Source organism: Halomonas sp. 3F2F (genome assembly GCF_014897805.1).
Taxonomy (GTDB): Bacteria; Pseudomonadota; Gammaproteobacteria; order Pseudomonadales; family Halomonadaceae; genus Vreelandella.
In genome coordinates this window covers 27,488-52,255 of sequence record NZ_JABUZE010000189.1, presented here as the reverse complement: position 1 = coordinate 52,255, position 24,768 = coordinate 27,488, and the positions used below count along the sequence as shown (strand labels likewise).

The window sequence follows — 24,768 nt, the reverse complement described above, 5'->3', positions numbered from 1 at the left end:
CTTTTTTTGTTAACGGATATCGCTAGTAAACACTTGGCTCACCTTCCGGACGCGTTTTAAAGCGCCGATGAAGCCATAAGTACTGCTCAGGGTACTTACGAATAGCTTGTTCGATAAACTCATTTACCCGAGTAGCGTCGGCCACTTCATCATCGCTTGGGAAGTTATCAAGCGCGGGCAGGCAGCTGATGGTATATGTCTGGTTATCAGGATTGCGGTGGAACATCAACGGCACCACCGGCGCCCCCGTCATTCTGGCGATTTTTGCGGTCAGCCTAATGGTAGCGGCTTGCTGGCCGAACAGTGGCGCGAACACGCTGACATCGCGGCCAAAGTCTTGGTCTGGTGAATACCACACAACATGGCCCGACTTTATTCGCCGAACAACACCACGCAAGTCATGTCGATCAATCGCCTGACCAAAAATTCGCGAGCGGGCACGGGTCATAAAGCGTTCGAATAAGGGGTTGTTGTGGGGTCGATAAACCACATCGGCAGGTAAAAATAGCGAATGCAGCGCTCCCCCTAAATCCAGTGTGGAGAAATGAATCCCAACCACCAGCACGCCCTTGCCTTGCGCTTTAGCCCGTGCGAGATGCTCTTGGCCATGATAGGCCACCCGGTGCCGTAACCCTTCCGCATCACGGCACCAACCCGTGGCTGTTTCCACTAAGCCAATACCGTTGGCGATAAAAACCTCTTTTACCAAGCGGCGCTGCTCATCAGCACTTTTTTCCGGGAAACAGAGAGCAATATTTGTCTCAGTGATATGCCGCCGGCGCTTTATAAAGCGCCATGCTAACAAACCAATTACTTTCCCCACCCATAACTTAAGCCGCCAGGGAAACCAGGCAACAAGATGCATCGCGCCTATCGCAAGCCAGGTTGGCCAATAACGAGGGTGTGCAAACGACTGCGGATATGAGCTTTTAGACATACTGGTAACCGTTTAAACAAAGGCTCCATGGTAGCGACGCGACGCTCTTGGTAGCACTCCCGTTAACAGGGTATAGCTGATGGTATCGCAATAGCGTGCTACCTCATCAATTGACAACACAGCACCGTTGCTAGCAGCTCCCCACAGCACTACCTCACTACCGATAGCAGCCCCCGGCACGTCGGTGACATCTACGGTTAGCATATCCATGGAGACCTTGCCGGCAATCGCACAGCGCTGACCATTCACTAACACCGGGGTGCCGTCTATGGCGTGGCGATCATAACCATCGCCATAGCCTGCCGCAACGACGGCAATTTTAGAACGCCGAGATGCGCGCCAACGGCCACCATAGCCAACAGGCTCACCCTCCTCTAGTTCACGGAGGGCAATAATTTCGGAGCGTAAACTCATCACCGGGCGCAGTTGCCGGGTGGTCTCGTTGGCTTCTTCCAGCGGGTCACTGCCATACAGCATGACACCAGGGCGATTCCAGTCGCCATGTGCGATTGGCCATGCCAGTGTTGCGGGGGAGTTTGCTAGGCATAGGGGCGCATCAAGCGCTTCCGCTAATGCCGTTAAAGCGGCCATTTGCTGATTAAAGTAGCTGCCCTCACGTGCATCTGCTGTCGCAAAGTGGCTCATCAAATGCAGCGCGGTTACCTGTGGTGCGCTAGCTAACCGCTGCCAAACATCAGGTGCCTCGTCTAGAGAAAAGCCTAAACGATGCATACCGGAATCCACTTTCATCCATACCGGAATAGGTTGACGGGGTGAAAAAGCCAATAAGGCCGCCACCTGCCACTCACTGTGAACGCTGATCCAAAAATTGTGCTGATCAACGAGCGCCAGCTCGTCAGCGGTAAAAATACCTTCCAGCAATACAATAGGTTTTTTAATTCCCCCTTCACGCAGGCTAATCGCTTCTTCTATGCAAGCGACAGCAAATGCGGGCACCTCAGCTTCTAGCGCACGCGCGCACTCAAGCGCACCGTGACCATACGCATCCGCTTTAATAACGGCTACCGAGCGACTTTGAGGGGCGCAGCGGCACGCTAGCTGATAGTTATGACGCAGGGCGTCTAAATCAATATGGGCCACCAAGGGGCGCATCACGTTTCTCACTTACACAGTCAATAGTTAACGGTTCAACCAATGGGCGTCAAAAACAACGCACCGAGCGATGAACTCGGTGCGTTATGGTCGGTATGACACAATAGCTTACTGCGATTAGCTCTCGAAAATAGCGTTAAGGGAAAGGCCCTGCTTTTCCAATGAGCGGCGCAGTTTCTTTAGTGCTTCTACTTGAATTTGCCTAACACGTTCGCGAGTTAAGCCAATTTCTGCACCAACTTCTTCCAACGTAGCGGACTCATGACCTCGCAAACCAAAGCGGCGTACCACCACCTCACGCTGCTTATCACTGAGCTCATCCAACCAGTGGTCTACGTGCTCACGCACATCGCCATCCACTAAGCATGCTTCCGGCCCTAGCACATCGTCGTCGGTTAAGGTGTCGATTAACGGCTTATCGCTTTCGCCACCCATTGGGTAATCTACCGAGGAGACGCGCTCATTAAGCCCAAGCATCTTCTTAACCGTTTCTACTGGCTTGTCGAGATGATCGGCGATCTCTTCTGCTGTTGCTTCATGATCAAGCTTTTGGGTCAGTTCACGCGCTGCACGCAGGTAAATATTTAGCTCTTTAACCACATGGATCGGCAAACGAATGGTGCGCGTTTGATTCATTAGCGCACGCTCAATGGTTTGTCGAATCCACCACGTGGCATAGGTAGAAAAGCGGAACCCTCGCTCAGGATCAAACTTTTCCACCGCCCGAATTAGCCCAAGGTTACCCTCCTCAATCAAGTCAAGCAGCGTAAGCCCCCGATTAAGGTAGCGCCTGGCGATTTTAACAACCAGGCGAAGGTTAGACTCGATCATCCTTGACCGTCCAAGCGGGTCACCTTTACGCGCTAAACGGCCGTAGTAGACCTCTTCTTCCGGCGTTAATAACGGCGAAAAACCAATTTCATTGAGATAGATTTGTGTCGCGTCCAAGCTTTGAGTCGATTGACGCTCATCACGGCTCAACGCTTTTTCAAAGGCGTCCTCCTCCGCGGAGACATCATCAACACTATCCAGCGCCTCTTCAACAGCGTCCAGGTCAACCTCCTGTAGATCCTTCTCCAGCATACTCATGGTAGTATCCCCCGTTATTTCGCCTAACCGCCATTTAGAAAGGTAAAGGTGGCCGCACTCCCTGTGCACTTACACCATTTTTGTTATATGACGCCCTAACTCTAGCTATTCGGGTACCCCAAGCACACCAACTGAAAGGTTCGCTTGGCAATGATTAACGGGACGGCAGATAGTCCAAGGGATTTTGAGGCTGCCCATCACGGCGTACTTCAAAGTGCAGTTTGACACTATCTGCATCGCTATCCCCCATCGTGGCAATCACTTCTCCCGCTTCAACGACATCATTTTCTTTAACGCTTAAGCTATCATTATGCGCGTAAGCACTCAGATACTGATCGTTGTGTTTGAGTAGTATTAAGTTACCGTAACCCCGAACGCCGCTACCTGCATAGACAACGATACCAGGGCCTGCCGCCTTGACAGGTTGCCCCTTTTGACCGTCGATATCAATCCCAGCGGTGATAGAGCCCCCCTGGCCAAACTCTCCGGTTACCTGGCCTGTTGCTGGCCATTGCCAGTTAACATTATCAACAGGTGTAAAGGTGCGAGAGGAGCGGTCAACGCGAGCGGTTTGGCTCGGCTGCTCAGCCTCAGCAGGCGGCGTAGCCGCTGCTGGCTCAGGCTCTGGGGTTGGTTCAGGTTTGGGCTCTGGCTCAGGCGTTGGTTCTGGCTCACTCGCGGGCTCTGGCTGAGACGCCTCAACAGTAGACGTCGCCTCGGTGTTAGCGGCACTTGCGCTATCAGCCACTTGCTGCGCGGCGGCCACCGACGCCTGCTCAGCAGCTTGCTCAGCACGTTCCGCCCGCTCAGCCGTTAAACGCTGATTACGCTCAATCGCACTCTCATCAGGCAGTAACCAATCTAGCTGCTGATCGTTACTTGCCACGGAAGTCGTTTGAGGATTCAGACCTGTTGCAACAGCGCCCGAAGCAGGGCGCTCTGGGGCAGAGGAGCCTGCTGACGGGTTACTTGATGCCGCCGCTCCTGCACGCAACGCAATGGTTTGGCCTGGGTAAATTTGATAAGGCGCATCAATATTGTTGATTTGCGCCAACTGACGATAATCAAGATTGTGCTGCCATGCGATGCCATAAAGGGTATCGCCTGCTTTAACAGTATATTGAGGTGAGTCTGCTACCGCGCGGCGCGCTTCACTTAAATCACGCACTTGTGGGGTGTTTTGCTGCTGATTGGCGCAGCCGCTGACAGCTAACGCCAATACTGACATGATGAAAACCTTACGCATGGAAACCCTACTCCTTTTCAACGTCGCGCGCGTTTCCTATTGATCTATGCCCGGCATAGTGCACTGCGCGACGGTTTAATAACACCACCAATAGTGCGCCAACCACCATTAGTGCCACAACGCCTACCGTTTGTGCAGATGCACCAGACAATACCGCATAGTCACTAGGCAACAGATAACGATGAGCCAACGGGATCATTTGCCCATCAGGGCCAAGCTGATAACGTACCAGCTCTTTCCACGGCCATAACACGGGTAACGAGCCAACAATAAACCCGAGCAAAAGCTGTAGCGTAGAATCATGATGGCGACGCAGAAGCCACGACAGTAGTCGCGAGAATAACGCCAAACCAACAACACATCCCATGCCAAAAAGTATGATAATACCGATATCAAAGCTTCGAATAGCCCCTAAAATGGTGCCATAAAGTCCCATCGTAAGCAGCAAGAAGCTACCAGACACCCCTGGCAACAGCATGGCGCTAATAGCAATACAGCCTGCTACCATGACTACCAGAGCTTCATTACCAATAAGTAACACCAGCGGCATCATACCTGGCAGCGACTTGGCCAACAGCAGCCCTCCGACCATCGGCAATAAGTACCAAAATTTCCAGCCTTTTCCCGCCTTGGCGACAACAAACCCCGACGCGGCCACCAAGCCGAAGAAAAATCCCTCTATCAGCAGCGGCTGCGCTTCCATTAGCCAAAGCGCTATATGAGCCACACTGAAAAGGCTAACCGCAACGCCAAGTAGCAGCGGCACTAAAAAGGCCAAATTCAAATGCTGAGCCAGCGCTAGCCAACCACCACGACGCCAAGCGATGAAGGCGCCGGGACCAAACTGTTTGATGGTATTAATGAGTTCCTCATAAATACCGGTAATAAATGCGATCGTTCCACCTGAAACACCGGGCACCGCATCGGCTGCCCCCATCCCTGCGCCTTTTAAAAACAGCTCTACAAATCGACGCTTCAATCCACCACTCCTTGCAATAGAGGTACAAAGCGTACGGGTTCGAGCCGACGCTTTTCAAAGGCACTACCAATGCGTTTTATTTGGGTGAGCCATTGGCTACCGTCAGGCTCTTCCAATGGAGCAATGAGCACACCATCATGGCTAAGCTGCTCCAATAGAGCTTCTGGCAGCGTTTGAGCACAAGCGGTTAACAAAATCACATCAAAAGGCGCAGCTTCTTGCCACCCCTCACCACCATCAGCTACTGCCAGCGTCGCTGGGGCATCAAGCCGCCAAAGCCGCTCTGCAGCGCGTTGATGTAATGCATAAATGCGTTCGACCGAGTAAAGCATTGGCACCAGCCGGGACAGTATCAGCGTTTGATACCCCGAACCGGTCCCTACTTCAAGCACACGCTTTGGATTAGCCCGCAGCACCAGCTCGGTCATGCGCGCAACCGTCAAGGGTTGCGATAGTGTCTGACCAAAACCGATAGGCAGCGCGGTGTCTTCATACGCACGATGCGCCAGCGCTTCATCAACGAACAAATGCCTTGGCTCAACTGCCATAATATCGAGCACCCGCGCATCCTGAATACCCTGCTGCTCAAGCCGCTCTACCATGCGATCTCGAGTCCGCTGAGAGGTCATGCCTCGTCCGCGCAGCTCGTTGGGCGAAAGCTCAGGCAAAAGCATCCAACCAGTCCTGCACGTCGCTGCGCGCGGGATGGCGCGTTAAGTCAGTTTGTAGTGGCGTAATGGAAACATAACCCGCTTCGATAGCAGAGAAGTCAGTATCTTCACCATCATCGGCGTTAGCCGCCACCGGTGCTATCCAGAAGCGCGTACGACCACGCGGATCTTTTACGGGAACAGGTTTCTCTGCTGGTCCGCGATAGCCTAAGCGGGTCACTCTGACGCCTTTAATTTCTTCCCACGGAACATCTGGCACGTTGACATTCAAGAGGGTGCGGGGTGGCAGTGATAGCTGATCGGCAGCACCGATTAAGCTGGCCGCCACTTTCGCTGCCGTCGCGAAATAGCGCTCACCACACAGCGACATAGCAATGGCAGTCATGCCCAAATTGCGCCCTTCCATGGCAGCCGCCACAGTGCCTGAATAGAGTACGTCATCGCCAAGATTGCTGCCGTGATTAATCCCCGAAATCACCAAGTCAGGACGCTCATCCCAGACGCCGTTCACGCCCAGATAAACACAGTCGGCAGGCGTACCGTCTACGCTATAAAAGCCATTATCTAACGCGGTTAAAGAGAGCGGACGAGAAAGCGTCAGCGAGTTACTGGCGCCGCTGCGGTCTCGATCGGGAGCAACCACACGTAAATTCGCATGGGCGACTAGCGCATCATGAAGTGCCCGCAAGCCCGGTGCATGGACGCCATCGTCATTGGAAAGCAGCAGTCGCCGCATTAACGTCTCCTTTATGGATGCCTAGCAAAGATAAGCGCAGGTTAGGCGCATTAAGCAAAATCCGGATGAGCAATTAACTCACTCACCACCGCCGTGGCAAAACTTCCCCGTGGTAAGGCAAATGAGAGTACCACGGCATTAGGTAATATCTCGATACTAGGCGAAATTAACCTTGCTCGCAGCGCCCGATGGGAGCGTTTCACAGCGCTTTTCACCAATCCCTCGCACAGCATTGGATGGCACGCTAACAACCGTTTTTCGTAGTCAGCCACTTGATACTCAGCGAGTTCCCCGACACCCCACAGGGCACCGGTTGGATGAATATCAAGCGCAGCGGCACGACCGATCAAGTCGTCGTCAACGGCATCAACGGTAAACACGCTGTGTGTGCCATCCAGCATCAGCATATCGCCCGCTAGCGGCTGGCACCACGTTCCATCCGTCAAACGCTCGCTCAGCAACTCGTTAAACAAGAAACTACGCGCGGTGGAAAGCATCATTCCTTGGCGATCATCTCGCTTGCGCCAACCTTTCGCTAGAAGAGCTTCTGCACGCTGTAAATTCCGCCCTTCAGGACCAAAACGCTGGGGTCCGAAATAGTTAGGCACACCGTGGCGACAAAGCGCCTCCCAGCGGTCAAAAAAATTCGGACGTTGAACCGCTTCGCCACTCAGCCGCAACGTAAAGTGGTTCGTGCGATGGACACCGCGTTTGAGTTTTCGGGGATGCCTTGCCTGGGCCAACACCGTAATACCCACTGCCGCTAATGATTCGCTCAAATCACTTGGCGCCTCGCGTCCGGGCAAATGCACGCTTAGCCACTGCCGCGTCACTGCGACACGATCCTTCATCCCGGAGTAGCCCACATCTCGAAGTGTGACACCACACAGGCGGCTGACGCTTTTTACCACATCTAACGTGGTTTGATGGCGCTTTTCAAGACGTAACCACAGGTGCTCACCATGATTTTCAGGCGTAAAGTCCAGCTGCTCGTCGACGACAAAATCTTCTGGCTGAACGCGATAGCAACCTGGACTAGGGGCACCGAACTCGGCATCTAAGCAGCGCTGCCAAGCGGGTAAATTAAGCATTTAACGCCTCTTGGTGTTCAATCAACACCACTGCCTCAGCGGCGATACCCTCGCCTCGTCCGGTAAACCCAAGCCGTTCAGTCGTCGTGGCTTTAACATTGACCTGCCCAAGGCTAATACCTAAATCTTCAGCGATGACAGCGCGCATCGTATCAATATGCGGCGCCATTTTAGGCGCCTGCGCCATTAACGTGGCATCCAGGTTAACCACACAGAAGCCCTCTGTGTGAACCAGTTGAACCACGTGGCGCAATAAATGGCGACTATCTGCGCCAGCCCATGCTGGGTCAGTATCGGGGAAATGCCGCCCGATATCGCCGAGCGCACAGGCACCCAGCAGTGCGTCACTGATAGCATGCAGCAACACATCGCCATCCGAGTGGGCAACAAAACCATGTTCGAAAGGCAGCTTAACGCCACCAATCATCAAATGGTCGCCAACGCCAAATCGGTGCACGTCAAATCCGTGGCCAATTCGCATTAACAACTCCTTTCAGATTCAGAGGATTGGGCTACTTGCGACGCCATGATAGCGGCAGCAAGGGCAAGGTCATCAGGATGAGTGATCTTGAGATTATCACGACGCCCACTAACCAGCTTGGGGGCCTGACCAAGCGCTTCCACAGCCGAGGCTTCATCCGTGACCACACAGTGATTAGCGACAGCGTATTCAAGGGCGCGCCGCAAAAGCGCATAGCGAAAAGCTTGGGGTGTTAACGCGTGCCACAGCCGATCCCGAGGCTCTGTCACGGCGCTTAATTGTTCGGCATTGGCCCGTTTCATGGTGTCAGCAACCGGCATCGCCAAGAGTGCGCCACTTGGGTGCTGCTGAGCAGCGTCATAAAGCGCCAGCAAATCAGATGATGTAATGCAGGGGCGTGCGACGTCATGCACCATCACCATATCGTTGTCTTGCGCTTTTATAGCGTGCAGCGCATTTAAAACGCTATCCATTCGCTCCGCGCCACCCGCCACTCGTTGCCACTGGGGAAATGGCACCCATTCAGGCTCGAACCAATGATCATCACTATCCAAGCACAGCACAAGATGCGCAGTGGGGAAGGCTCGGTGTAGTCGACTAAGTGTATGGGCAAGAATGGGCTTTTCGCCCAGTGGCAGGTACTGCTTAGGCTTATCAGCGCCCATTCGCTTGCCTTGCCCAGCGGCGGGCACGATTAGCCACAACGTGTGACTCATTCGTCTATGTCCTCGCTAGGCGAGCTTGGCTGAGTCACTAGCCCCGCATTGATGCCCACTAGCTCTGCTTCAATGGCAACACCCGGCACCCAAAAGAACTGCTCATCGCTACGCACCATGCCCATGTCGCTACGCGCACGCTCTTCAATCGCATCCAGGCCGGTTTTTAGGTCGGTAACTTCAGCCGCTAACCGAGCATTGCGCTCTCGCATCGGCACATTGGCAGCCTCTTGAACGGCAACGCGCTCCTCTACCAGCTGCAAATCCTCCCAGCCACCATTACCTAGCCAAAGCTGGTATTGGAGAAGCCCCAATACAGCAAGCAGCGCAACCGTTAGCCATTTATGCATCACCGCATCCCTTTGTTTAGGCCTGAACGAGGCGCATTATGCCATCATGGGCTATTTCCAGCGAGTCACGCTTTATATGGCTGGCTTTATAAAGCGATTTTCATTTGAACGGCAATGCGTCGCTCGCCGCCTCACGATAGGCGCTGATATGGGCCCCCTCTTCTTGGCAAAATTGGGCGACTCCAGCCGCTAGGCCTGGGTGTACAAGATAGTGCAGCGAACGTACCCGCTGGGGCGCAAAGCCGCGCACCAGCTTGTGCTCTCCTTGAGTACCGGGGTCGAACAAAGAGAGTCCCTTTTCCAGACAAAATTCAATGCCTTGGTAGTAGCAGGCTTCGAAATGGAGACAGTCGGCAACCACCTCGCTTCCCCAATAGCGGCCGTACAAAGTGCTATCGCCACGAAAATAGAGAGCAGCGGCAACAGGCTGGCCATCCAGCAGCGCCTGAACCAATACAAGCGCCTCAGGCATCGCATGACGTAATCGCTCAAAAAAAACGTCATTTAAGTAAGGAGGACGGCCCCGCTCGTGGTATGTGATCGTATAGCAGCGAAAGAAGTGCGCCATCGCTTCTTGCGTAATTGCCTCGCCCTCTAAACGGCGTAGCGTAAAGCCTTGCTCGGCAACCAAGCGACGCTCACGTTTAATCATTTTGCGACGCTTCGACGTAAGGCTCGCCAGGAAGCCTTCAAAATCACCAAAGGTGCGATCTCGCCATTGGAACTGAACGCCTTCTCGGGCAATTAACGCTGGAAACTGGCGCTGCCAGGCATCCACTTCGTCATCTTGTGCAAACAGGAGGTGCCAACTCGATAACGCTTGCTCTTCACAGTGCGTTTGCCACGCCGCTGCTAATAACCCGCGAACATCCTCCGCGTTGGCATCATCGGCAATTAAAGTACGCGTACCAGGCACCGGGGTAAACGGAATGGCACTTAATGCCTTGGGGTAATAATGGCCGCCTGCTCGCTCCAGTGCATCGGCCCATCCCCAATCAAACACATACTCACCGTAAGAGTGGTGCTTGCGATACATGGGCAACGCGCCCACTAAGCGGCTACCTTGCCATACGCACAGATGGCAAGGCTCCCAGCCGGTCGCCTCGCAGACAGAGCCACTGCTCTCTAAGGCATGCAAAAACGCGTGTCGTAGGAAAGGCTGGTCGCTACTCACCAGTGCGTCCCATTGGACGGCATCCACAGCGTCGATAGCGGGTAGCATAATGCATGACAGTGAGCGCGAAAGCATGATGCCTCCCGAGGCATATCGTTTAAATGGTGAAAGTGTGACCTTACCACCAACCAGACTGTCAGTGCTTTTGTTGATGCTGTCATTTCTATTTAGTGTGAGGTATTCAAGTAGCAGGACAAACGACTATTGTTATTAAGAATTAACCCAAGGAGCTGCCATGAAACGCGATTTAATGCGCCTGTTGCACACTCAGCGTCATGCGTTTGGCCAAGCGCCCTTTCCCTCATTAAGGTTACGACGAGAGCGCTTAGCCCGCCTTGCACGAATGACTAAGCATCACCAGCGGGAGATTATCCAGGCCATTCAAACTGACTTCGGCAAGCGTAGTGAGACAGAAATACGCTTAGCGGAGATTAACGCGGTGCTGCATGCCATTCATCATACACGGCGACACCTCTGGCATTGGATGCGCCCATACGCTGCCAACATGCCATGGCGCTTATGGCCCGCCCGCGCCCGCATCGCTCCTCAGCCACTTGGCGTGGTGGGTATTATGTCGCCCTGGAACTACCCCTGGAGCTTAGCACTGATGCCCGCTATTGATGCTGTCGCAGCGGGTAATAGCGTCATGATCAAGCCCAGCGAGCACGCCCCCAATACCAGCGCCCTGCTGGCTAAGCTAGTACCGCAATACTTTACCGATGAAGAAGTATGCGCTGTTGAAGGCGGCCCAGAAATAGCACAAGCGTTTAGCGCACTACCTTTTGATCATCTGGTGTTCACCGGCTCGACGGCGGTGGGCCGCCAAGTTGCACGTGCCGCTGCCGAGCAGTTAACCCCAGTGACGCTTGAACTAGGTGGTAAATCACCCGCTATCGTGGCGAGTGATGCTGATCTGGATCGTGCGGCCGCCTCAATTATATTTGGCAAGGGAATGAATGCTGGCCAGACCTGCATTGCGCCGGATTATGTGCTCGTAGAAAGCCGCCATCTGGAAGCCCTTATTCAGGCGCTAAGTCGAGCTATCGAACAGCAGCGCCCCAGCGATAAAGAGGCCACGGGCTTTGTCAGCCCCCACCATCAGAAACGCAGTGAACGGCTGATAGCACAAGCGAGAGATCACGGCTGCCGCATCATCGATATCGGGCAACACGCACCAGCGCTCGTTATTGATCCAACCCAAAACCTTGAGCTGATGCAAGAGGAAATTTTTGGCCGTGCACTACCGCTTATCAGCGTTAAAAACATCGACGACGCGATTACCTTTGTGAATACCCGGCCTCACCCACTGGCACTTTATGCCTTCACCGACAATAAGTTGCTGCAAACAACCTTGCGTCACACCACTCGCTCTGGTGCGCTGGTATTTAACGAAACGCTGCTCCATCACGCGGTTCCCGCGCTGCCCTTTGGTGGCGTTGGTGAAAGCGGCATGGGGGCTTATCACGGTCGCCACGGTTTTGAACGATTCAGCCATTTACGAGGTATTTTTTATCAATCAAAACGGGCCTCTAGCACACTGATAAGGCCGCCTTATAAACGCTGGCTATTAAAATTACTCAGGATTGGCTAAAGCTGATGAATAACAGCCTACCATCGGTTTCGAAGCCTCCTTACCCGGAGGCTAAACAAGGCTAGGCAATCGTTTAGCGACGGAGTTTATTCCCCTAGCCGAAGCGAGTGGTGATATTCTTTTAGCCAACGCTTTTTTACCTGGTGCAACGAATTGGGCACCCAACGTTCAAAAAAACATTGCCATGGAGGCTATTGATGGCGCATGACCTGCTTGACCGCTTACGCGAACGCTTAGAAGAATTAAACCGCTCAGAACGCAAAGTTGCCAATGTCATCCTGGAGGACCCAGCAGTAGCCACCAGCTTGAGCATTGCAAGCCTTGCCCAAGCGGCCAGCGTCAGCGAGCCCACGGTCAATCGGTTCTGCCGCAACTTCGGCGCCAAAGGCTACCCCGATTTTAAAATCAAACTTGCCCAAAGCCTCGCAGGCGGAACGCCCTATGTGACGCGCGCTGTCGAGCCTGGCGATACAGCAACGCAGTATACCCATAAGATTTTTGGCGCGACGATTGCCGCCCTGGACGAAGCCCAGCGCGAGGTCGATATGGCCGCTGTTGAGCGCATGGTTGATTATCTTACTCAAGCAAAACAGATCCATTTCTTTGGCTTAGGTGCCTCAGGTGCCGTCGCCCAGGATGCCCAGCACAAATTCTTCCGCTTTAACTTGCCCGTCATGGCCTATGTAGATGTGCTGATGCAGCGCATGGTGGCTGCCGCCTGTCATACCGGTGACGTAGTGGTGATTATCTCGTACACAGGCCGCACCAGAGAACTGGTCGATATCGCACGCGTTGCTCGCGAAGCAGGCGCCGTGGTGCTGGGGATCACCGCCCCGAACTCACCGCTTTCCTTAGAATGTACCTCGACTCTCGAAGTCGCCACCCCCGAGGACACCGACCACTATATGCCCATGACCTCGCGGATGATTCAACTAACGCTGATCGATGCCTTAGCCACTGGGGTTACACTCAGGCGCGGCGAAGACTTCCTACCGCACCTGAAGAAAATCAAAGATAGCCTGCGCGATACCCGCTTTCCTGTGGAAAAGGCAGGTAAGTAATCAGTAAGACAGCTATCGCTGATACGGGCCCTTTAACTGCTGACGGCAGTGGTAACGGTAATTTCTACTTTTAACTCATCAGCAGGCAGCGGCGCGCATACACAGGTGCGTGCCGGTGCATAGCCTTCGGGCACCCAGGCATCCCACACCTCGTTCATTGCAGCAAAATCATTACCGTCTTTAAGGTAGATGGTCGCGCTCAGTAGCTGCTCGCGGCTGGAGCCAATTTCTTTTAGCAAGGCATCGACCCTTGCCAGCATACTCTCGGTTTGCTCCTTAATTCCTTCGTGGCGCGCTTCAGGACCGCTTACCTGACCACACAAATAGGCCACACCTTGATGAATAACGGCACGGCTCATACGGGCTTTTGTATCATGGCGCTGAATTGTCATGGTTCAATCTCCTGGGTAAGACAAAAAAAGCAGTGTAAACCGCCACCGCTTCGTTGCCTATGCCTTCTTAATCAAGCGCGCTCCGTAGGCACGGGGCGATGCTCAAAGACTCGTCGCAAAACAAAGCTGGTGTGGGCTCCGGTGACGCCTTCAATACGGTTGATCACGTGCAGTAAAAGGTGCTGATAATCGTCCATATCACGAACCAGTATCTTGAGCTGAAAATCTGCCGCTTGGCCGGTGATAATCAAACACTCAATCACGTTGGGAATTTTACGAATATGACGTTCGAAGTTATCAAACCGTTCGGGAGTATGTTGATCCATTGAAATGTGCAGCAACACCATCAGTTGATAGCCTAGCTGCCGCGCATCAACATCGGCCCGATATTGGGTAATTAAGCCGTGCTCCTCTAGCGCACGCACCCGGCGCAAGCAAGGTGAAGGGGAAAGCCCAATGCGCTCGGCTAACTCCTGGTTACTAATCCGCCCTTCCTGCTGTAACACATTCAGAATGTGGCGATCAAAACGATCAAGTTCAAGCGGCACGACAGGCATAACAAGCAGCTCCTACCAATAAAAAATAACAATACGACATTTATTGCCAATTATTGGCGATAAAACCATATTTTCGCAATAACCTTTCGCCTTACTTCAAGTAAACTGTATTGACTGTCACAAGCAGTCCCTACACGGTGCCTTACCCAGACACCTGTTAACGCGGCTTACGCCACAAGCGGCCGTCCAACTAACTTACCGCCTTCAGGAAACTCACCATGTCTGCTTTTGATCATCGCAAATACCGCCCTGCTCCGCGTGTTCCCGCCTTCAACCGCCAATGGCCTGACCGCGACCTAACGCAAGCGCCCATTTGGCTAAGTGAAGACCTACGCGATGGCAACCAGGCGCTACTAGAGCCGATGACGGTTGAGCAAAAGCAACGCTTTTGGCAGCAGATTATTAAGGTAGGTATTAAAGAAGTGATGGTGGGCTTTCCCTCAGCTAGCCAACCAGACTACGACTTTGTCCGCTGGCTAATTGAAGAAGACCAAATTCCAGACGATGTCACTATTGCGGTACTCGTGCAGTGCCGTGAACACTTAATCGAGAAAACCTTTGCATCGCTGACGGGCGTCAAGCGCGCCATTATTCACCTGTATAACTCCACTTCGACCATCCAGCGCGAGCGGGTGTTTGAGATGGATCGAGCTGGCATTACCGATATTGCCGTGCAAGGCGCTACCTGGGTGAAGACCTATGCTGCCCAACACCCAAATGCTGACTGGCGTTTCCAATATTCGCCGGAAAGCTTCTCTAGCACTGAAATCGATTTTTCACTGGCCATCTGCGAAGCGGTGATGGATGTCTGGCAGCCAACGCCTGACAACAAATGCATCCTCAACTTGCCCACCACGGTAGAAGTTGCGGGGCCGCATCATCATGCTGACCAGATTGAATACTTTTGCCAGCACATCAGCCGTCGCGATAGCGTGATTATTTCGGTACATACCCACAACGACCGTGGTGGTGCAGTTGCTTCAGCAGAATTGGCACTGTTGGCGGGAGCTGACCGCGTCGAAGGCACGCTACTGGGTAACGGCGAGCGCACCGGCAATATGGACATTGTTACCTTGGCGATGAACCTGTACAGCCAAGGCATCGACCCACAGCTGGATCTTTCCAACCCAGACGAGATCGTTCAGGTGGTGCATGAGTGTACCGGTATTACTATGCACCCGCGCCACCCTTGGGTCGGCGAGATGGTGTATACCGCGTTTTCCGGCAGCCACCAGGATGCTATTCGTAAATCCCTCAAGCATCAAAAACCCGACGAGCCGTGGCAAGTGGCTTACTTACCCATTGACCCGCATGATATTGGCCGCGACTACCAAGCCGTTATCCGGGTGAATAGCCAGTCTGGGAAAGGCGGCATGGCCTTTTTGCTGGAGCGAGACTACGGCATTAATTTACCGCGTTGGATGATGCTGGCCCTTGCCCCTTACGTGCAACAAGAGAGCGAGCGCCGCAACGGCGAGCTTTCCAGTGAAATCATTCGCCAAGTGATGTTTGATAATTTCACTCAAGATGCGCCACTGGCATTGGCCGATTACCGGCTATCAAAAGGCCAGCACGAGGGAATAGAAATAACCCTTTGGCAAGGCGCTGAAACACTGCGCTTGTCAGGTACCGGCAACGGCGCCATGTCATCCTTCACTGATGCCTGGAAGAAGCATTCAGGCAGCAATGTAGCCATTATTGACTACAGTGAGCACTCCTTGGGTGGCGACAGCGAAGCCAATGCGATTGCCTTTGTGCAGCTGAATATTGATGGACAACGACTTTGCGCTGTGGCCGAAGACAGTGACACCGTTAGCGCATCACTGAAGGCGCTGCTGTCAGGCATTAATATGGCGCAGGCCACCAAGCAGCATCAGCAGAAAGACGCTGCTATTGAGGCCTAAGCGCTTACTCAGCACACTCGATACATGTCAGCACTAGCGGGTCCCAGGTGAGGCGTTTGGCACCAATCCATTCGCCACACTCGATGCACTCGCCAAAGTTCTCTTGCTCAATACGCTGCAAGGCGCCGCTGATACGCTTAAGCGTCATTTGGCGGCGCTGCTCTTCTGCCTTTGCCATGGCTTGGCCCTGCAGCGCATCCATACGTGACAGCCGCCCTACCGACGTTTGATCAAGCACCACCGTCTCTCTTGAAGACGCGCTTTCAATGCTCTCCTCTCGTAAAGAAACCTCTAGCGCTAACAGCTTTTGGTGTATCGCGGCAGTGTCTACCTCAGGGTGGTTCATCTGCGCCTCCTAGTGACCTCAGCGCAGAATCAGCACCGGCAAATGGGCATTGCGTAGCATGGCGGTCGTCGTACTGCCCACTAACAAGTGACGAATACGCGAATGGCCATAGGCACCCATGACCAACAGGTCAATACCGTGCTCCTGCTTGTAAGCGCGCAAGGTTTCTTCCACTTCGCCAGCGCGAATTGCGCCTTCAGCGTGGTGGCCGGCAGACTCAAGAACACCAATTGCCCACTCAAGCTGTGATCGGTTTTCTGCCGTCTCAGCGCCCACGATCACTACATGGCAGGCAGCACCTTCAAAGAGCGGGCTTTTGGCCAGCATCTCAATGCCTTTGCGAGCCGTTTTGCTGCCATCAAACGCCATCATCACGTTTTTCGGCTGCGTAAACTGCTTAGGCGCCATCAATAGTGGGCGATGCATCTCACGCACAACGCGTTCAAGGTTAGAGCCTAAATGGCCACTGGCTTGATGCGCAGTTTCGCCACGCTTGCCTAACACCAGTAAGCGCATCTCCTTTTCGTTCTCAACCAAGGTCTCTACCAACGTACCGTTACGCTGAAGGCAGAGTGGATCAGCAATACCAGCTTCGATTGCGCGTGCTTTTGCCGCATCGAGCATATAGCGCCCCTGCTCACGGGCAACTTTCGCGCGCTGTTCTTCAATATCAGAAAGCTTTTCAAGCAGATGCTCTCGGGTCCCTAAACCTAAGTGACCGGTTAGGTCAGGCTCTGCCACCAGGGAGTGGTTATCCAGGGTATGAATAAAGCTTAATGGCGCACCAAGTGCCTTGGCGGCCCAGACAGCATAATCACAGATACTTTCTGAATATTGAGATCCATCAATAGCGGCGAACACGCGATCAGACATAGAAGCGACTCCTTGAGCGGGTGCGTTAAGATTTTTATTATTCTCACTCTTTTTTACACGAACTTATTGACCAGCGACACCTTAACGCGTTCTTTGTATTCATCCCTATCGTTATGGGGTGGATGGTACACTTAGCAGCCTATCAACGCGGCCAGTTAAAGGAGTTACGATGGGGCATGGTATCGCGAGCATGCTACTGGTAGCACTTGGCGGCGCATTGGGCGGCATGGGTCGCTATGCCGTTTCTAACCTTATGGCCCACCTGCTGGGCAAAGCCTTCCCCTGGGGTACCTTACTGGTGAATGCCAGCGGTGCGTTTATAGCGGGCGGACTTCTTGGTTACTACGGCGTGCCAACCACACAGCCGCTGTGGCTATTTAGTGTTGCAGGCTTGCTAGGTGGCTACACCACCGTTTCTTCATTTAGCTTACAAACTATTGAGCTGTGGCAAAGCGGCCAAGCGCTGCGTGCCGCCTTAAATATTGCTGCTACCTTGGTGCTCGGCATGGTGATGGCCATGCTCGGTTGGCTGTTGGCTAAGGGGTTGTTGCTATGAACTGGCGAGCTTACCTAGCCGTCGGGATTGGTAGCGGGCTTGGCAGTGCACTTCGCTACGGGGTATCTCTCGTGTCTTTGGCGGCATTTGGTGGCTATTTCCCCTGGGGCACGCTGTTGGTTAACGTGCTGGGTTCTGGGATCATCGGTTGGATTGCCGCTACCGCCTCACGTTTCCCTAACGGCAAGCTTGCGCACTGGCAGCCGCTGTTAGTGGCCGGTTTTTGTGGCGGCTTTACCACGTTTTCACTCTTTAGCCTGGAAACATTGCACCTTATTCAACAGGGGCTTTCTGGGCTAGCGCTGCTTTATGTACTTATCAGCCTACCGCTTTGGTTACTGGCGGCCTGGCTAGGAGAACGCATAGCGCTTTCTCGTCTATAACCATAGGTATTTTATGCGCGAGCAGTTAGAGCGACAGCAGTCCTGGTTTTACCTAGGGTTTATCTGCTTAGGGCTTACATTAGGTCTGATAGCTCCCTTACTAGCGTCATCACTTGAACAGCTGCTATGGCCGCTCCTCGGTATACTGCTCTACGCCACTTTTACTCAAATACCGCTATTACATATCAAGCAAAGCGTTACCGATAAACGCTTTATGGCAGCGCTGCTGATTGGCAACTTCATTATCATTCCTGCGCTACTGGGAGTGTTGGTGCTAGGTCTTTTAGTAGTGGGGCGACCACTTCCCCCACCGGTAATGGCGGGTGTTTTACTAGTGCTACTGATGCCCTGCACAGACTGGTTTATTACTTTCACGCACTTAGGCAAAGGCGATGCCGCCCGCGCTGTTGCGGCAACACCACTGCTGCTGCTCATCCAAATGGTCGCACTGCCCGTTTATCTGTGGCTATTTTTAGGCGGCGAGTGGTTTCAGTTAACCTTTTCTACCAACCTTCTCAGCGCATTTGCTGGCTTAATTATGCTTCCTTTGGGATTGGCATGGCTGACGGAGTTTGCTGCCCAGCGCTACCATGTCATTAACCAAGCCTCTGGGTATCTTGGCTATCTACCAATACCGCTACTTGCGCTGGTAGTGCTAGTCATTGCCGCGTCGCAGGTGAATAGCGTGCTAGGGCTTAGCCATGTGCTGTGGCAGGTTGTGTTTATCTTTATCGGCTTTTTAGTCATCGCTGGGTTGTTGGGTAAAGCGTTAGGCAGTCTATTCAAACTACCGCTTACCAGCGCCCGAACACTTGCCTTTAGTTTTGGCACGCGCAATTCGTTTGTCATGCTGCCCATTGCGCTTACCCTGCCCAATGGCTGGCAAGCCGCGGTAGTCGTTATTGTTTTTCAATCGCTAGTGGAGTTATTTGGCATGATAGCGTTGATACGCTGGGTGCCCGGCAAGCTAATTCCGAGCCAGCTATAAAAAACGCCGGCCCCTTAGCGTGGTGACCGGCGTTAAAGCGTACGTATTGATTAACGCAATATCAGTACCGGAATTCGGCTACCGCGTAACATCGCTGTGGTGGTACTGCCGACCAGCAAGTGGCGAATACGCGAGTGGCCATAAGCGCCCATCACTAGAAGGTCGATCGCATGCTCCTGCTCGTACGCTTGCAAGGTGTCGTCTACCTCACCGGAACGGATGGCGCCTTCGGCTTGGTGGCCGGCATCGCGTAGCGTCGTCAACGCCCAATCAAGCTCGCTGCGATGCTCGGCGGTTTCAGCACCCACAATCAGCACATGGCATTCGGCACCGGTAAATAACGGCGAACGCGCCAGCATTTCCACCCCTTTACGGGCAGTTTTGCTACCGTCAAACGCAATCAGTACCTTTTCAGGTTGCTTAAAGGCTTTGGGCACCATGAGCATTGGGCGATGCATTTCACGCACCACACGCTCAAGGTTAGAACCTAGGTGGCCGCTGGCGTGGTGAGCGGTTTCACCACGCTTGCCTACCACCAACAAACGTATGTCTTTCTCTAGCTCTACCAAGGTTTCGACCAGCGTGCCGTTAAGCTGGCGAATAATGGGATCAGCGACTCCATCTTCTACTGCCCGTGCCTTGGCAGCTTCCAGCATCAGCTTGCCTTGTTCACGGTTTACCTTAGCGCGCTGTTCATCAAGCTCAGAAAGCTCTTTCATCAAGCGCTCGCGGGCACCAAATCTTAGGTTACCCGACAAATTTTGCTCTGCTGGCACATCAGAATGATTATCCACCACATGCACAAAGCTAAGCGGCGCATTTAATGCCAAGCTTGCCCAAGCGGCGTAGTCACAGACGCTTTCTGCATACTGGGAGCCATCAATCGCGGCGAGTACGTGTTCAGTCATATCGCTCTCCTTGCGGTGGTTAGTGGCCGCCCATTAGCTTTTCAACTGCTTCAGGGTCGTTGTGTACCGCGTAACGATCTACCACGGTGGCACTGGCTTCACTCAAGCCCACCAGCTCCACCTCAGTACCTTCACGACGGAACTTAATCACCACGCGGTCCAGGGCCTGAACAGCGGTAATATCCCAGAAGTGGGCACGGGAAAGGTTGATGGTGACCTTATCGATGCTCTCTTTAAGATCGAAGGCCGCAATAAAACGCTCAGAAGAGGCAAAGAACACTTGGCCAACTACTTGGTATTCACGCTCTTTACCGGGTTCTACTTCTTTCGAGCCGATATACAGGATGTTGCCGACTTTATTAGCAAAGAACATCGCCGCCAGCAGTACACCGACAAAGACACCAATCGCTAAATTGTGCGTCCCAACAGTCACCGCTACTGTGGCTAGCATAACGATATTGGTACTCACCGGATGTTTTTTAAGGTCGCGAATCGACTCCCAGCTAAAGGTGCCTATCGATACCATAATCATCACCGCTACCAGCGCTGCCATAGGAATCTGCGAGACCCAATCCGCGAGGAAGACCACCATCAACAACAGAACAACACCAGCGATAAGCGTTGAGAGTCGAGTCCGGCCACCGGATTTTATGTTGATGACTGACTGACCAATCATTGCACAGCCTGCCATACCGCCCAGTAAACCCGATCCGATATTAGCGATACCCTGACCTTTACACTCACGGTTTTTATCGCTGGGTGTATCCGTTAAGTCATCAACAATGGTGGCTGTCATCATAGATTCAAGAAGGCCCACCACCGCCAGCATGATGGCGTAGGGAAAGATGATCATTAGCGTTTCTAAATTAAGTGGCACGCTAGGCCATAAGAACATTGGCAGTGTATCGGGCAGTTCGCCCATATCACCTACCGTGCGTATATCCATGCCGCTTACCATATACACCCCGGTAAGCACCACGATGCATACCAGAGGAGAAGGGACCGACTTTCCAATCGCCGGCAAGTACGGGAAGAGATAGATAATGCCTAAGCCTGCTAGCGTCATGGCATACACATGCCACGTCACATTAGTTAACTCAGGCAGTTGCGCCATGAAGATTAATATCGCTAGGGCATTCACGAACCCGGTGACCACCGAACGGGATACAAAACGCATCAGCTCTGCAAGTTTTAAGTAGCCTGCGATAATCTGTAATACCCCAGTCAATAGCGTGGCCGCTAGTAAGTACTCCAGGCCATGTTCGCGAACTAAGGTAACCATCAGTAGCGCCATCGCACCGGTAGCTGCTGAAATCATACCCGGGCGACCACCAGTAAAGGCGATCACTACCGCGATACAAAACGAGGCGTATAGGCCCACTTTGGGGTCAACGCCCGCAATAATCGAAAATGCAATCGCTTCAGGAATTAGCGCTAGGGCAACAACGATGCCTGAGAGCGTGTCGCCTTTGATGTTAGAGAACCACTCTTGCTTACTGAAAAGTGCCATTCAGGGAGTCCATAGTTGAAGGTGAAACACTACGCACTACCGCCACACCGAGGTGAAACGAGAACGCGCAATTAAGCGAATAGGTTGTCAAAACAGTGCTGCATCACGAAGATACGGGGCAGCATCAATAGCCAATGAACGGCCATAGGATGCACAAGCGCCGACATAACGCGATAGGCGTCATGGCGCTTATATAAAGGAGGGAGTTACTTAGGGCGGAGTCATCAGCCCAGAAAAGATGTGAGTAAATGCAGTCATAAGTAATATTCTGTACGGTTGCAATAAGCAAGGTGCGACAAAGCGCAGCATTCTAACAGCATCACAGCCGCATTGCATCTCACGCCACTCTGGTAGCTCACACTGTGATACGCGCTGATACGCCCCCACCTCTACTTAGGCAGGGTGACCTCGCGACTGATTGTGGCGTACCATTGCGCCACCAGAAACAATGACAATTGCCAACGTTTTATGTTGAAGCGGCACACATAGTCACGTGCCGAATATGCCCGCCAAAGAGGAGAAATAGATGATGAGTCAGTCAATTGCGGTGATTAAAGGCGACGGTATCGGCCCCGAAATTATGGATGCCACCCTGCGCGTACTTGATGCGCTGGAGTGCGGCCTGAATTATGAGTTTATCGATGCTGGCCTGGCGGCGCTTGAAAAACACGGTACGCTGATTCCTCAAGAATCGCTTGATGCCATCGAGAAGTACGGTATTGCCCTGAAAGGCCCGCTGACCACCCCTATTGGCAAAGGTTTCTCCTCCATCAACGTGCAGTTGCGTCGTCATTTTGACTTATACGCCAACGTGCGCCCTGCGATTAGCTTCCCCGGCACGCGTTCGCGTTACAACGATATCGATATGATTACCGTGAGGGAAAACACCGAAGGGGCCTACCTCTCTGATGGCCAAGAGATGATTGACGATGGCAATACCGGCATCTCAGTCATCAAGGTAACCCGCCAGGGTTCCGAACGCATTGTGCGCTATGCGTTTGAGCTAGCAAAAAATAACGGCCGTAAAAAAGTCACCGCTGTACATAAAGCTAACATCATTAAAACCAGCTCTGGCCTGTTTTTGGATGTCGCTAGGGAAGTCGCCAAAGAGTATCCCGAGATCGAATTCCAGGAAATGATTGTAGATAACGCCTGCATGCAGCTAGTGATGAATCCGCACCAGTTCGATGTCGTTGTCACCACCAACCTGTTTGGCGATATTCTTTCTGACCTATGTGCTGGACTAGTGGGCGGATTAGGCTTGGCGCCCGGTGCTAATATCGGCGAAAAGGCTGCTATTTTTGAAGCAGTTCACGGTTCAGCACCGGATATTGCCGGACAAAAAATCGCCAACCCTTGCGCCCTGCTGTTAGCAGCCGCCCAAATGCTTGATCACTTAGGCATGAACGAAAAAGGCGACGCGATTCGTCACGGAATTCGCGCGGTGCTGGAGACACGCCGCGATATGGTGACACCCGACATGGGCGGCACCGGCACAACCGATACATTTGCCCAAGCGCTCGTAGAGCACTTAACCGCTTAACTGTTTAGGTGCTTTTCCCGTCACCGCAACGCATTTTACGCGGTGATGGGATCCTTGAGCTTTAAGTCTGACTTTTCTTAGCTTAGGGAAGCTCACATTGCCTATCTCCTCACAGCAAGCTGCCGAACACTTCAGCCATATGCGACCTCGCCTGCTTGCATTTGCACGCTTGCAGCTTAGAGAGAGTGCTGCCGCTGAAGATGCCGTTCGGGAAACGTTGCTCACCGCGTTTGAAAAAACCAGTTCATTTGAAGGGCGCTCAGAATTTGAAACCTGGGTATTTGGCATCTTGAAATTTAAGATACTTGACCATCTGCGCCAGCAGAAAAAACAGGGGCGCTGGCAGCCGCTAAATGACTCAATCGACGAGGACACGTTAGACCGGCTATTCAAATCAAATGGGCATTGGCAGGCCAGCGCCCGCCCGCACGACTGGGGAGAACCTGAGCATATTTTAGAGAACCAGCGCTTCTGGCAAGTGTTCGATGCCTGTTTAATAGCGCTACCCGACAGTATCGCGCGCGTATTTACCTTACGAGAGCTGATGGGATTATCGACACAGGATATTTGTAAGGAACTCGACATAACAGAAACTAACTGCTGGGTTATCTTACACCGAGCACGGTTAAGGTTAAGAGCGTGCTTGGATAACGGCTGGACTCAGTAGGAGCCAATAAAGATGCTAATGTGCCGTGAAGCAACACGTTTGATGTCACTTAAGCAAGATAGAGCACTCACTTTTCGCGAACGTACTGCACTACGCATACATCTCTCTATGTGCAGCGCCTGCCGCGCCTGTAGCCGACAATTTGACCTGCTTCACAAAATTGGTGAGCACCACCCTGCTGTACCAAAAAAATCGACAGAAAGCGGTGGTCGTTATGAGCCTCGCTAGTGCTTTTCCCATCAAAGGAACAGCACTAGCTAGCCTATTTTTTAGCCCGTTATTATTTACAACCGCTAGCGGGCAAGAGATACGCTTTACACCTAACCAAATCATGACCTGGCCTACCCGAAGCTTCGAAGGCGAAACACGCTATTCCATTGTTGAGAAATCAGGCCAACGAGTGCTTGAAGCCAATGCTCAGGGCCAGGCCTCTGCACGCTACCTGGAACGCGATATTAATTTAAATGAAACGCCCTATCTTCACTGGTGCTGGCAAGTAGACTCAATCTATCCGGGCGTTGATGAGACAGCGAAAGCGGGCGATGACTATCCAGCACGGGTTTACGTGGCTCGCAAGACAGGGATTCTTCCCTGGCAGGTCGAATCGGTTAACTATGTCTGGTCCTCTACCCAACCTCAGGGTGCCTCGTGGCCAAATGCCTTTACTGACCGAGCACAACTGATGGCGTTGCAAAGTGGCAATAGCGCAGTTGGGGAATGGGTGGCAGAAGTACGCGATGTCCGTGCTGACTACCAAGCTCTTTTTGGCAGTGCTCCTAGCCAAGTCAACGGTATCGCCTTAATGAGTGATGGTGATAATACAGGCGGCAACGCCACCGCGTGGTTTACCCAACTAGGCTTTTCTAGCCTTAGCACTCCCCCTACATGTCCCCAATAGTCAAACAA

Annotated in this window: 28 protein-coding genes; 10 read left to right on the top strand and 18 right to left on the bottom strand. The window is 52.9% G+C overall.

Going from position 1 to position 24,768, the window contains the following annotated elements:
- Positions 1 to 22: 22 nt before the first annotated feature.
- From lpxL to INT21_RS19570, 12 genes are all read right to left on the bottom strand, one after another.
- Complete coding sequence (gene lpxL / locus INT21_RS19625; RefSeq protein ID WP_089039629.1) at positions 23 to 937, bottom strand: LpxL/LpxP family Kdo(2)-lipid IV(A) lauroyl/palmitoleoyl acyltransferase; 915 nt, start codon at positions 935 to 937, stop codon at positions 23 to 25.
- A gap of 12 nt (positions 938 to 949) precedes the next feature.
- The gene (alr, locus tag INT21_RS19620; protein WP_193068733.1) at positions 950 to 2,050 is read right to left on the bottom strand and encodes an alanine racemase; all 1,101 of its coding nucleotides are present in this window, start codon (positions 2,048 to 2,050) and stop codon (positions 950 to 952) included.
- Positions 2,051 to 2,167: 117 nt separating this feature from the next.
- Entirely contained in the window at positions 2,168 to 3,139 is a 972-nt protein-coding gene (rpoS, locus tag INT21_RS19615; protein ID WP_038477648.1) for an RNA polymerase sigma factor RpoS, read from the bottom strand.
- A 154-nt stretch (positions 3,140 to 3,293) separates the two neighbouring features.
- Positions 3,294 to 4,385: a peptidoglycan DD-metalloendopeptidase family protein gene (locus INT21_RS19610; RefSeq protein ID WP_089039631.1), complete on the bottom strand. Its 1,092-nt coding sequence runs from the start codon at positions 4,383 to 4,385 to the stop codon at positions 3,294 to 3,296.
- Between the two features lie 7 nt (positions 4,386 to 4,392).
- Positions 4,393 to 5,364 carry a DUF368 domain-containing protein gene (locus INT21_RS19605; protein WP_089039632.1) on the bottom strand — a complete coding sequence of 324 codons (972 nt, stop codon included), beginning with the start codon at positions 5,362 to 5,364 and terminating at the stop codon, positions 4,393 to 4,395.
- Positions 5,361 to 6,038, bottom strand: a complete 678-nt coding sequence (locus tag INT21_RS19600; protein ID WP_038477657.1) for a protein-L-isoaspartate(D-aspartate) O-methyltransferase — start codon at positions 6,036 to 6,038, stop codon at positions 5,361 to 5,363. The genes INT21_RS19605 and INT21_RS19600 overlap by 4 nt, the downstream gene beginning before the upstream one ends.
- On the bottom strand, positions 6,025 to 6,771 hold the full coding sequence (gene surE / locus INT21_RS19595; RefSeq protein ID WP_089039633.1) for a 5'/3'-nucleotidase SurE: 747 nt from the start codon (positions 6,769 to 6,771) through the stop codon (positions 6,025 to 6,027). Before surE ends, INT21_RS19600 begins: the two co-directional genes overlap by 14 nt.
- Positions 6,772 to 6,821: 50 nt before the next feature.
- Complete coding sequence (truD, locus tag INT21_RS19590) at positions 6,822 to 7,862, bottom strand: tRNA pseudouridine(13) synthase TruD (protein ID WP_193068732.1); 1,041 nt, start codon at positions 7,860 to 7,862, stop codon at positions 6,822 to 6,824.
- The gene (gene ispF, locus INT21_RS19585; RefSeq protein WP_089039635.1) at positions 7,855 to 8,343 is read right to left on the bottom strand and encodes a 2-C-methyl-D-erythritol 2,4-cyclodiphosphate synthase; all 489 of its coding nucleotides are present in this window, start codon (positions 8,341 to 8,343) and stop codon (positions 7,855 to 7,857) included. The genes truD and ispF overlap by 8 nt, the downstream gene beginning before the upstream one ends.
- Positions 8,343 to 9,059, bottom strand: a complete 717-nt coding sequence (gene ispD / locus INT21_RS19580) for a 2-C-methyl-D-erythritol 4-phosphate cytidylyltransferase (protein WP_193068730.1) — start codon at positions 9,057 to 9,059, stop codon at positions 8,343 to 8,345. Before ispD ends, ispF begins: the two co-directional genes overlap by 1 nt.
- Positions 9,056 to 9,409 carry a cell division protein FtsB gene (ftsB, locus tag INT21_RS19575; RefSeq protein WP_193068729.1) on the bottom strand — a complete coding sequence of 118 codons (354 nt, stop codon included), beginning with the start codon at positions 9,407 to 9,409 and terminating at the stop codon, positions 9,056 to 9,058. Before ftsB ends, ispD begins: the two co-directional genes overlap by 4 nt.
- A gap of 100 nt (positions 9,410 to 9,509) precedes the next feature.
- The gene (locus INT21_RS19570; RefSeq protein WP_193068728.1) at positions 9,510 to 10,658 is read right to left on the bottom strand and encodes a GNAT family N-acetyltransferase; all 1,149 of its coding nucleotides are present in this window, start codon (positions 10,656 to 10,658) and stop codon (positions 9,510 to 9,512) included.
- A gap of 160 nt (positions 10,659 to 10,818) precedes the next feature.
- Here INT21_RS19570 and INT21_RS19565 point away from each other — a divergent pair, with 160 nt between their 5' ends.
- On the top strand, positions 10,819 to 12,174 hold the full coding sequence (locus INT21_RS19565) for an aldehyde dehydrogenase family protein (RefSeq protein WP_193085604.1): 1,356 nt from the start codon (positions 10,819 to 10,821) through the stop codon (positions 12,172 to 12,174).
- A 197-nt stretch (positions 12,175 to 12,371) separates the two neighbouring features.
- Complete coding sequence (locus tag INT21_RS19560; protein ID WP_038477687.1) at positions 12,372 to 13,235, top strand: MurR/RpiR family transcriptional regulator; 864 nt, start codon at positions 12,372 to 12,374, stop codon at positions 13,233 to 13,235.
- Positions 13,236 to 13,267: 32 nt separating this feature from the next.
- Here INT21_RS19560 and INT21_RS19555 read toward each other — a convergent pair whose 3' ends face one another.
- Both INT21_RS19555 and INT21_RS19550 read right to left on the bottom strand, forming a co-directional pair.
- Positions 13,268 to 13,627: a RidA family protein gene (locus INT21_RS19555; RefSeq protein ID WP_038477690.1), complete on the bottom strand. Its 360-nt coding sequence runs from the start codon at positions 13,625 to 13,627 to the stop codon at positions 13,268 to 13,270.
- 71 nt (positions 13,628 to 13,698) lie between these two features.
- Complete coding sequence (locus INT21_RS19550) at positions 13,699 to 14,184, bottom strand: Lrp/AsnC family transcriptional regulator (RefSeq protein WP_083006767.1); 486 nt, start codon at positions 14,182 to 14,184, stop codon at positions 13,699 to 13,701.
- Positions 14,185 to 14,402: 218 nt separating this feature from the next.
- Between INT21_RS19550 and INT21_RS19545 the strand changes: the two genes are divergently transcribed.
- Positions 14,403 to 16,088 (top strand): 2-isopropylmalate synthase, encoded by a 1,686-nt coding sequence (locus INT21_RS19545; protein WP_193085603.1) that lies wholly within the window; start codon positions 14,403 to 14,405, stop codon positions 16,086 to 16,088.
- A gap of 4 nt (positions 16,089 to 16,092) precedes the next feature.
- On the opposite strand, the gene INT21_RS19540 is transcribed toward INT21_RS19545, so the two are convergent.
- Positions 16,093 to 16,434: a TraR/DksA family transcriptional regulator gene (locus tag INT21_RS19540; protein ID WP_193085602.1), complete on the bottom strand. Its 342-nt coding sequence runs from the start codon at positions 16,432 to 16,434 to the stop codon at positions 16,093 to 16,095.
- An 18-nt stretch (positions 16,435 to 16,452) separates the two neighbouring features.
- Positions 16,453 to 17,307: a universal stress protein gene (locus tag INT21_RS19535; RefSeq protein WP_193085601.1), complete on the bottom strand. Its 855-nt coding sequence runs from the start codon at positions 17,305 to 17,307 to the stop codon at positions 16,453 to 16,455.
- Between the two features lie 169 nt (positions 17,308 to 17,476).
- Between INT21_RS19535 and crcB (INT21_RS19530) the strand changes: the two genes are divergently transcribed.
- Genes crcB (INT21_RS19530) through INT21_RS19520 form a run of 3 tightly spaced genes read left to right on the top strand, consistent with a single transcriptional unit; the run spans position 17,477 to position 19,234 of the window.
- Complete coding sequence (crcB, locus tag INT21_RS19530; protein WP_193085600.1) at positions 17,477 to 17,863, top strand: fluoride efflux transporter CrcB; 387 nt, start codon at positions 17,477 to 17,479, stop codon at positions 17,861 to 17,863.
- The gene (gene crcB / locus INT21_RS19525) at positions 17,860 to 18,246 is read left to right on the top strand and encodes a fluoride efflux transporter CrcB (protein WP_089039644.1); all 387 of its coding nucleotides are present in this window, start codon (positions 17,860 to 17,862) and stop codon (positions 18,244 to 18,246) included. The genes crcB (INT21_RS19530) and crcB (INT21_RS19525) overlap by 4 nt, the downstream gene beginning before the upstream one ends.
- A 13-nt stretch (positions 18,247 to 18,259) precedes the next feature.
- On the top strand, positions 18,260 to 19,234 hold the full coding sequence (locus INT21_RS19520; protein WP_193085599.1) for an arsenic resistance protein: 975 nt from the start codon (positions 18,260 to 18,262) through the stop codon (positions 19,232 to 19,234).
- Positions 19,235 to 19,284: 50 nt separating this feature from the next.
- Here INT21_RS19520 and INT21_RS19515 read toward each other — a convergent pair whose 3' ends face one another.
- Together INT21_RS19515 and INT21_RS19510 are read right to left on the bottom strand one after the other, a co-directional pair.
- On the bottom strand, positions 19,285 to 20,142 hold the full coding sequence (locus INT21_RS19515; protein WP_193061770.1) for a universal stress protein: 858 nt from the start codon (positions 20,140 to 20,142) through the stop codon (positions 19,285 to 19,287).
- 19 nt (positions 20,143 to 20,161) lie between these two features.
- Positions 20,162 to 21,652, bottom strand: a complete 1,491-nt coding sequence (locus tag INT21_RS19510; protein ID WP_089039647.1) for a SulP family inorganic anion transporter — start codon at positions 21,650 to 21,652, stop codon at positions 20,162 to 20,164.
- A 529-nt stretch (positions 21,653 to 22,181) separates the two neighbouring features.
- On the opposite strand from INT21_RS19510, the gene INT21_RS19505 reads away from it, so the two are divergent.
- The 4 genes from INT21_RS19505 (at position 22,182) to INT21_RS19490 (ending at position 24,760) form a co-directional block, all read left to right on the top strand.
- Positions 22,182 to 23,195: an isocitrate dehydrogenase gene (locus INT21_RS19505; protein WP_125750946.1), complete on the top strand. Its 1,014-nt coding sequence runs from the start codon at positions 22,182 to 22,184 to the stop codon at positions 23,193 to 23,195.
- Positions 23,196 to 23,292: 97 nt separating this feature from the next.
- Entirely contained in the window at positions 23,293 to 23,862 is a 570-nt protein-coding gene (locus INT21_RS19500) for a sigma-70 family RNA polymerase sigma factor (protein WP_193085598.1), read from the top strand.
- Between the two features lie 12 nt (positions 23,863 to 23,874).
- Positions 23,875 to 24,090 carry a zf-HC2 domain-containing protein gene (locus INT21_RS19495; RefSeq protein ID WP_193061771.1) on the top strand — a complete coding sequence of 72 codons (216 nt, stop codon included), beginning with the start codon at positions 23,875 to 23,877 and terminating at the stop codon, positions 24,088 to 24,090.
- Positions 24,077 to 24,760 (top strand): DUF3047 domain-containing protein, encoded by a 684-nt coding sequence (locus INT21_RS19490; RefSeq protein ID WP_089039650.1) that lies wholly within the window; start codon positions 24,077 to 24,079, stop codon positions 24,758 to 24,760. The genes INT21_RS19495 and INT21_RS19490 overlap by 14 nt, the downstream gene beginning before the upstream one ends.
- Positions 24,761 to 24,768 lie beyond the last annotated feature (8 nt).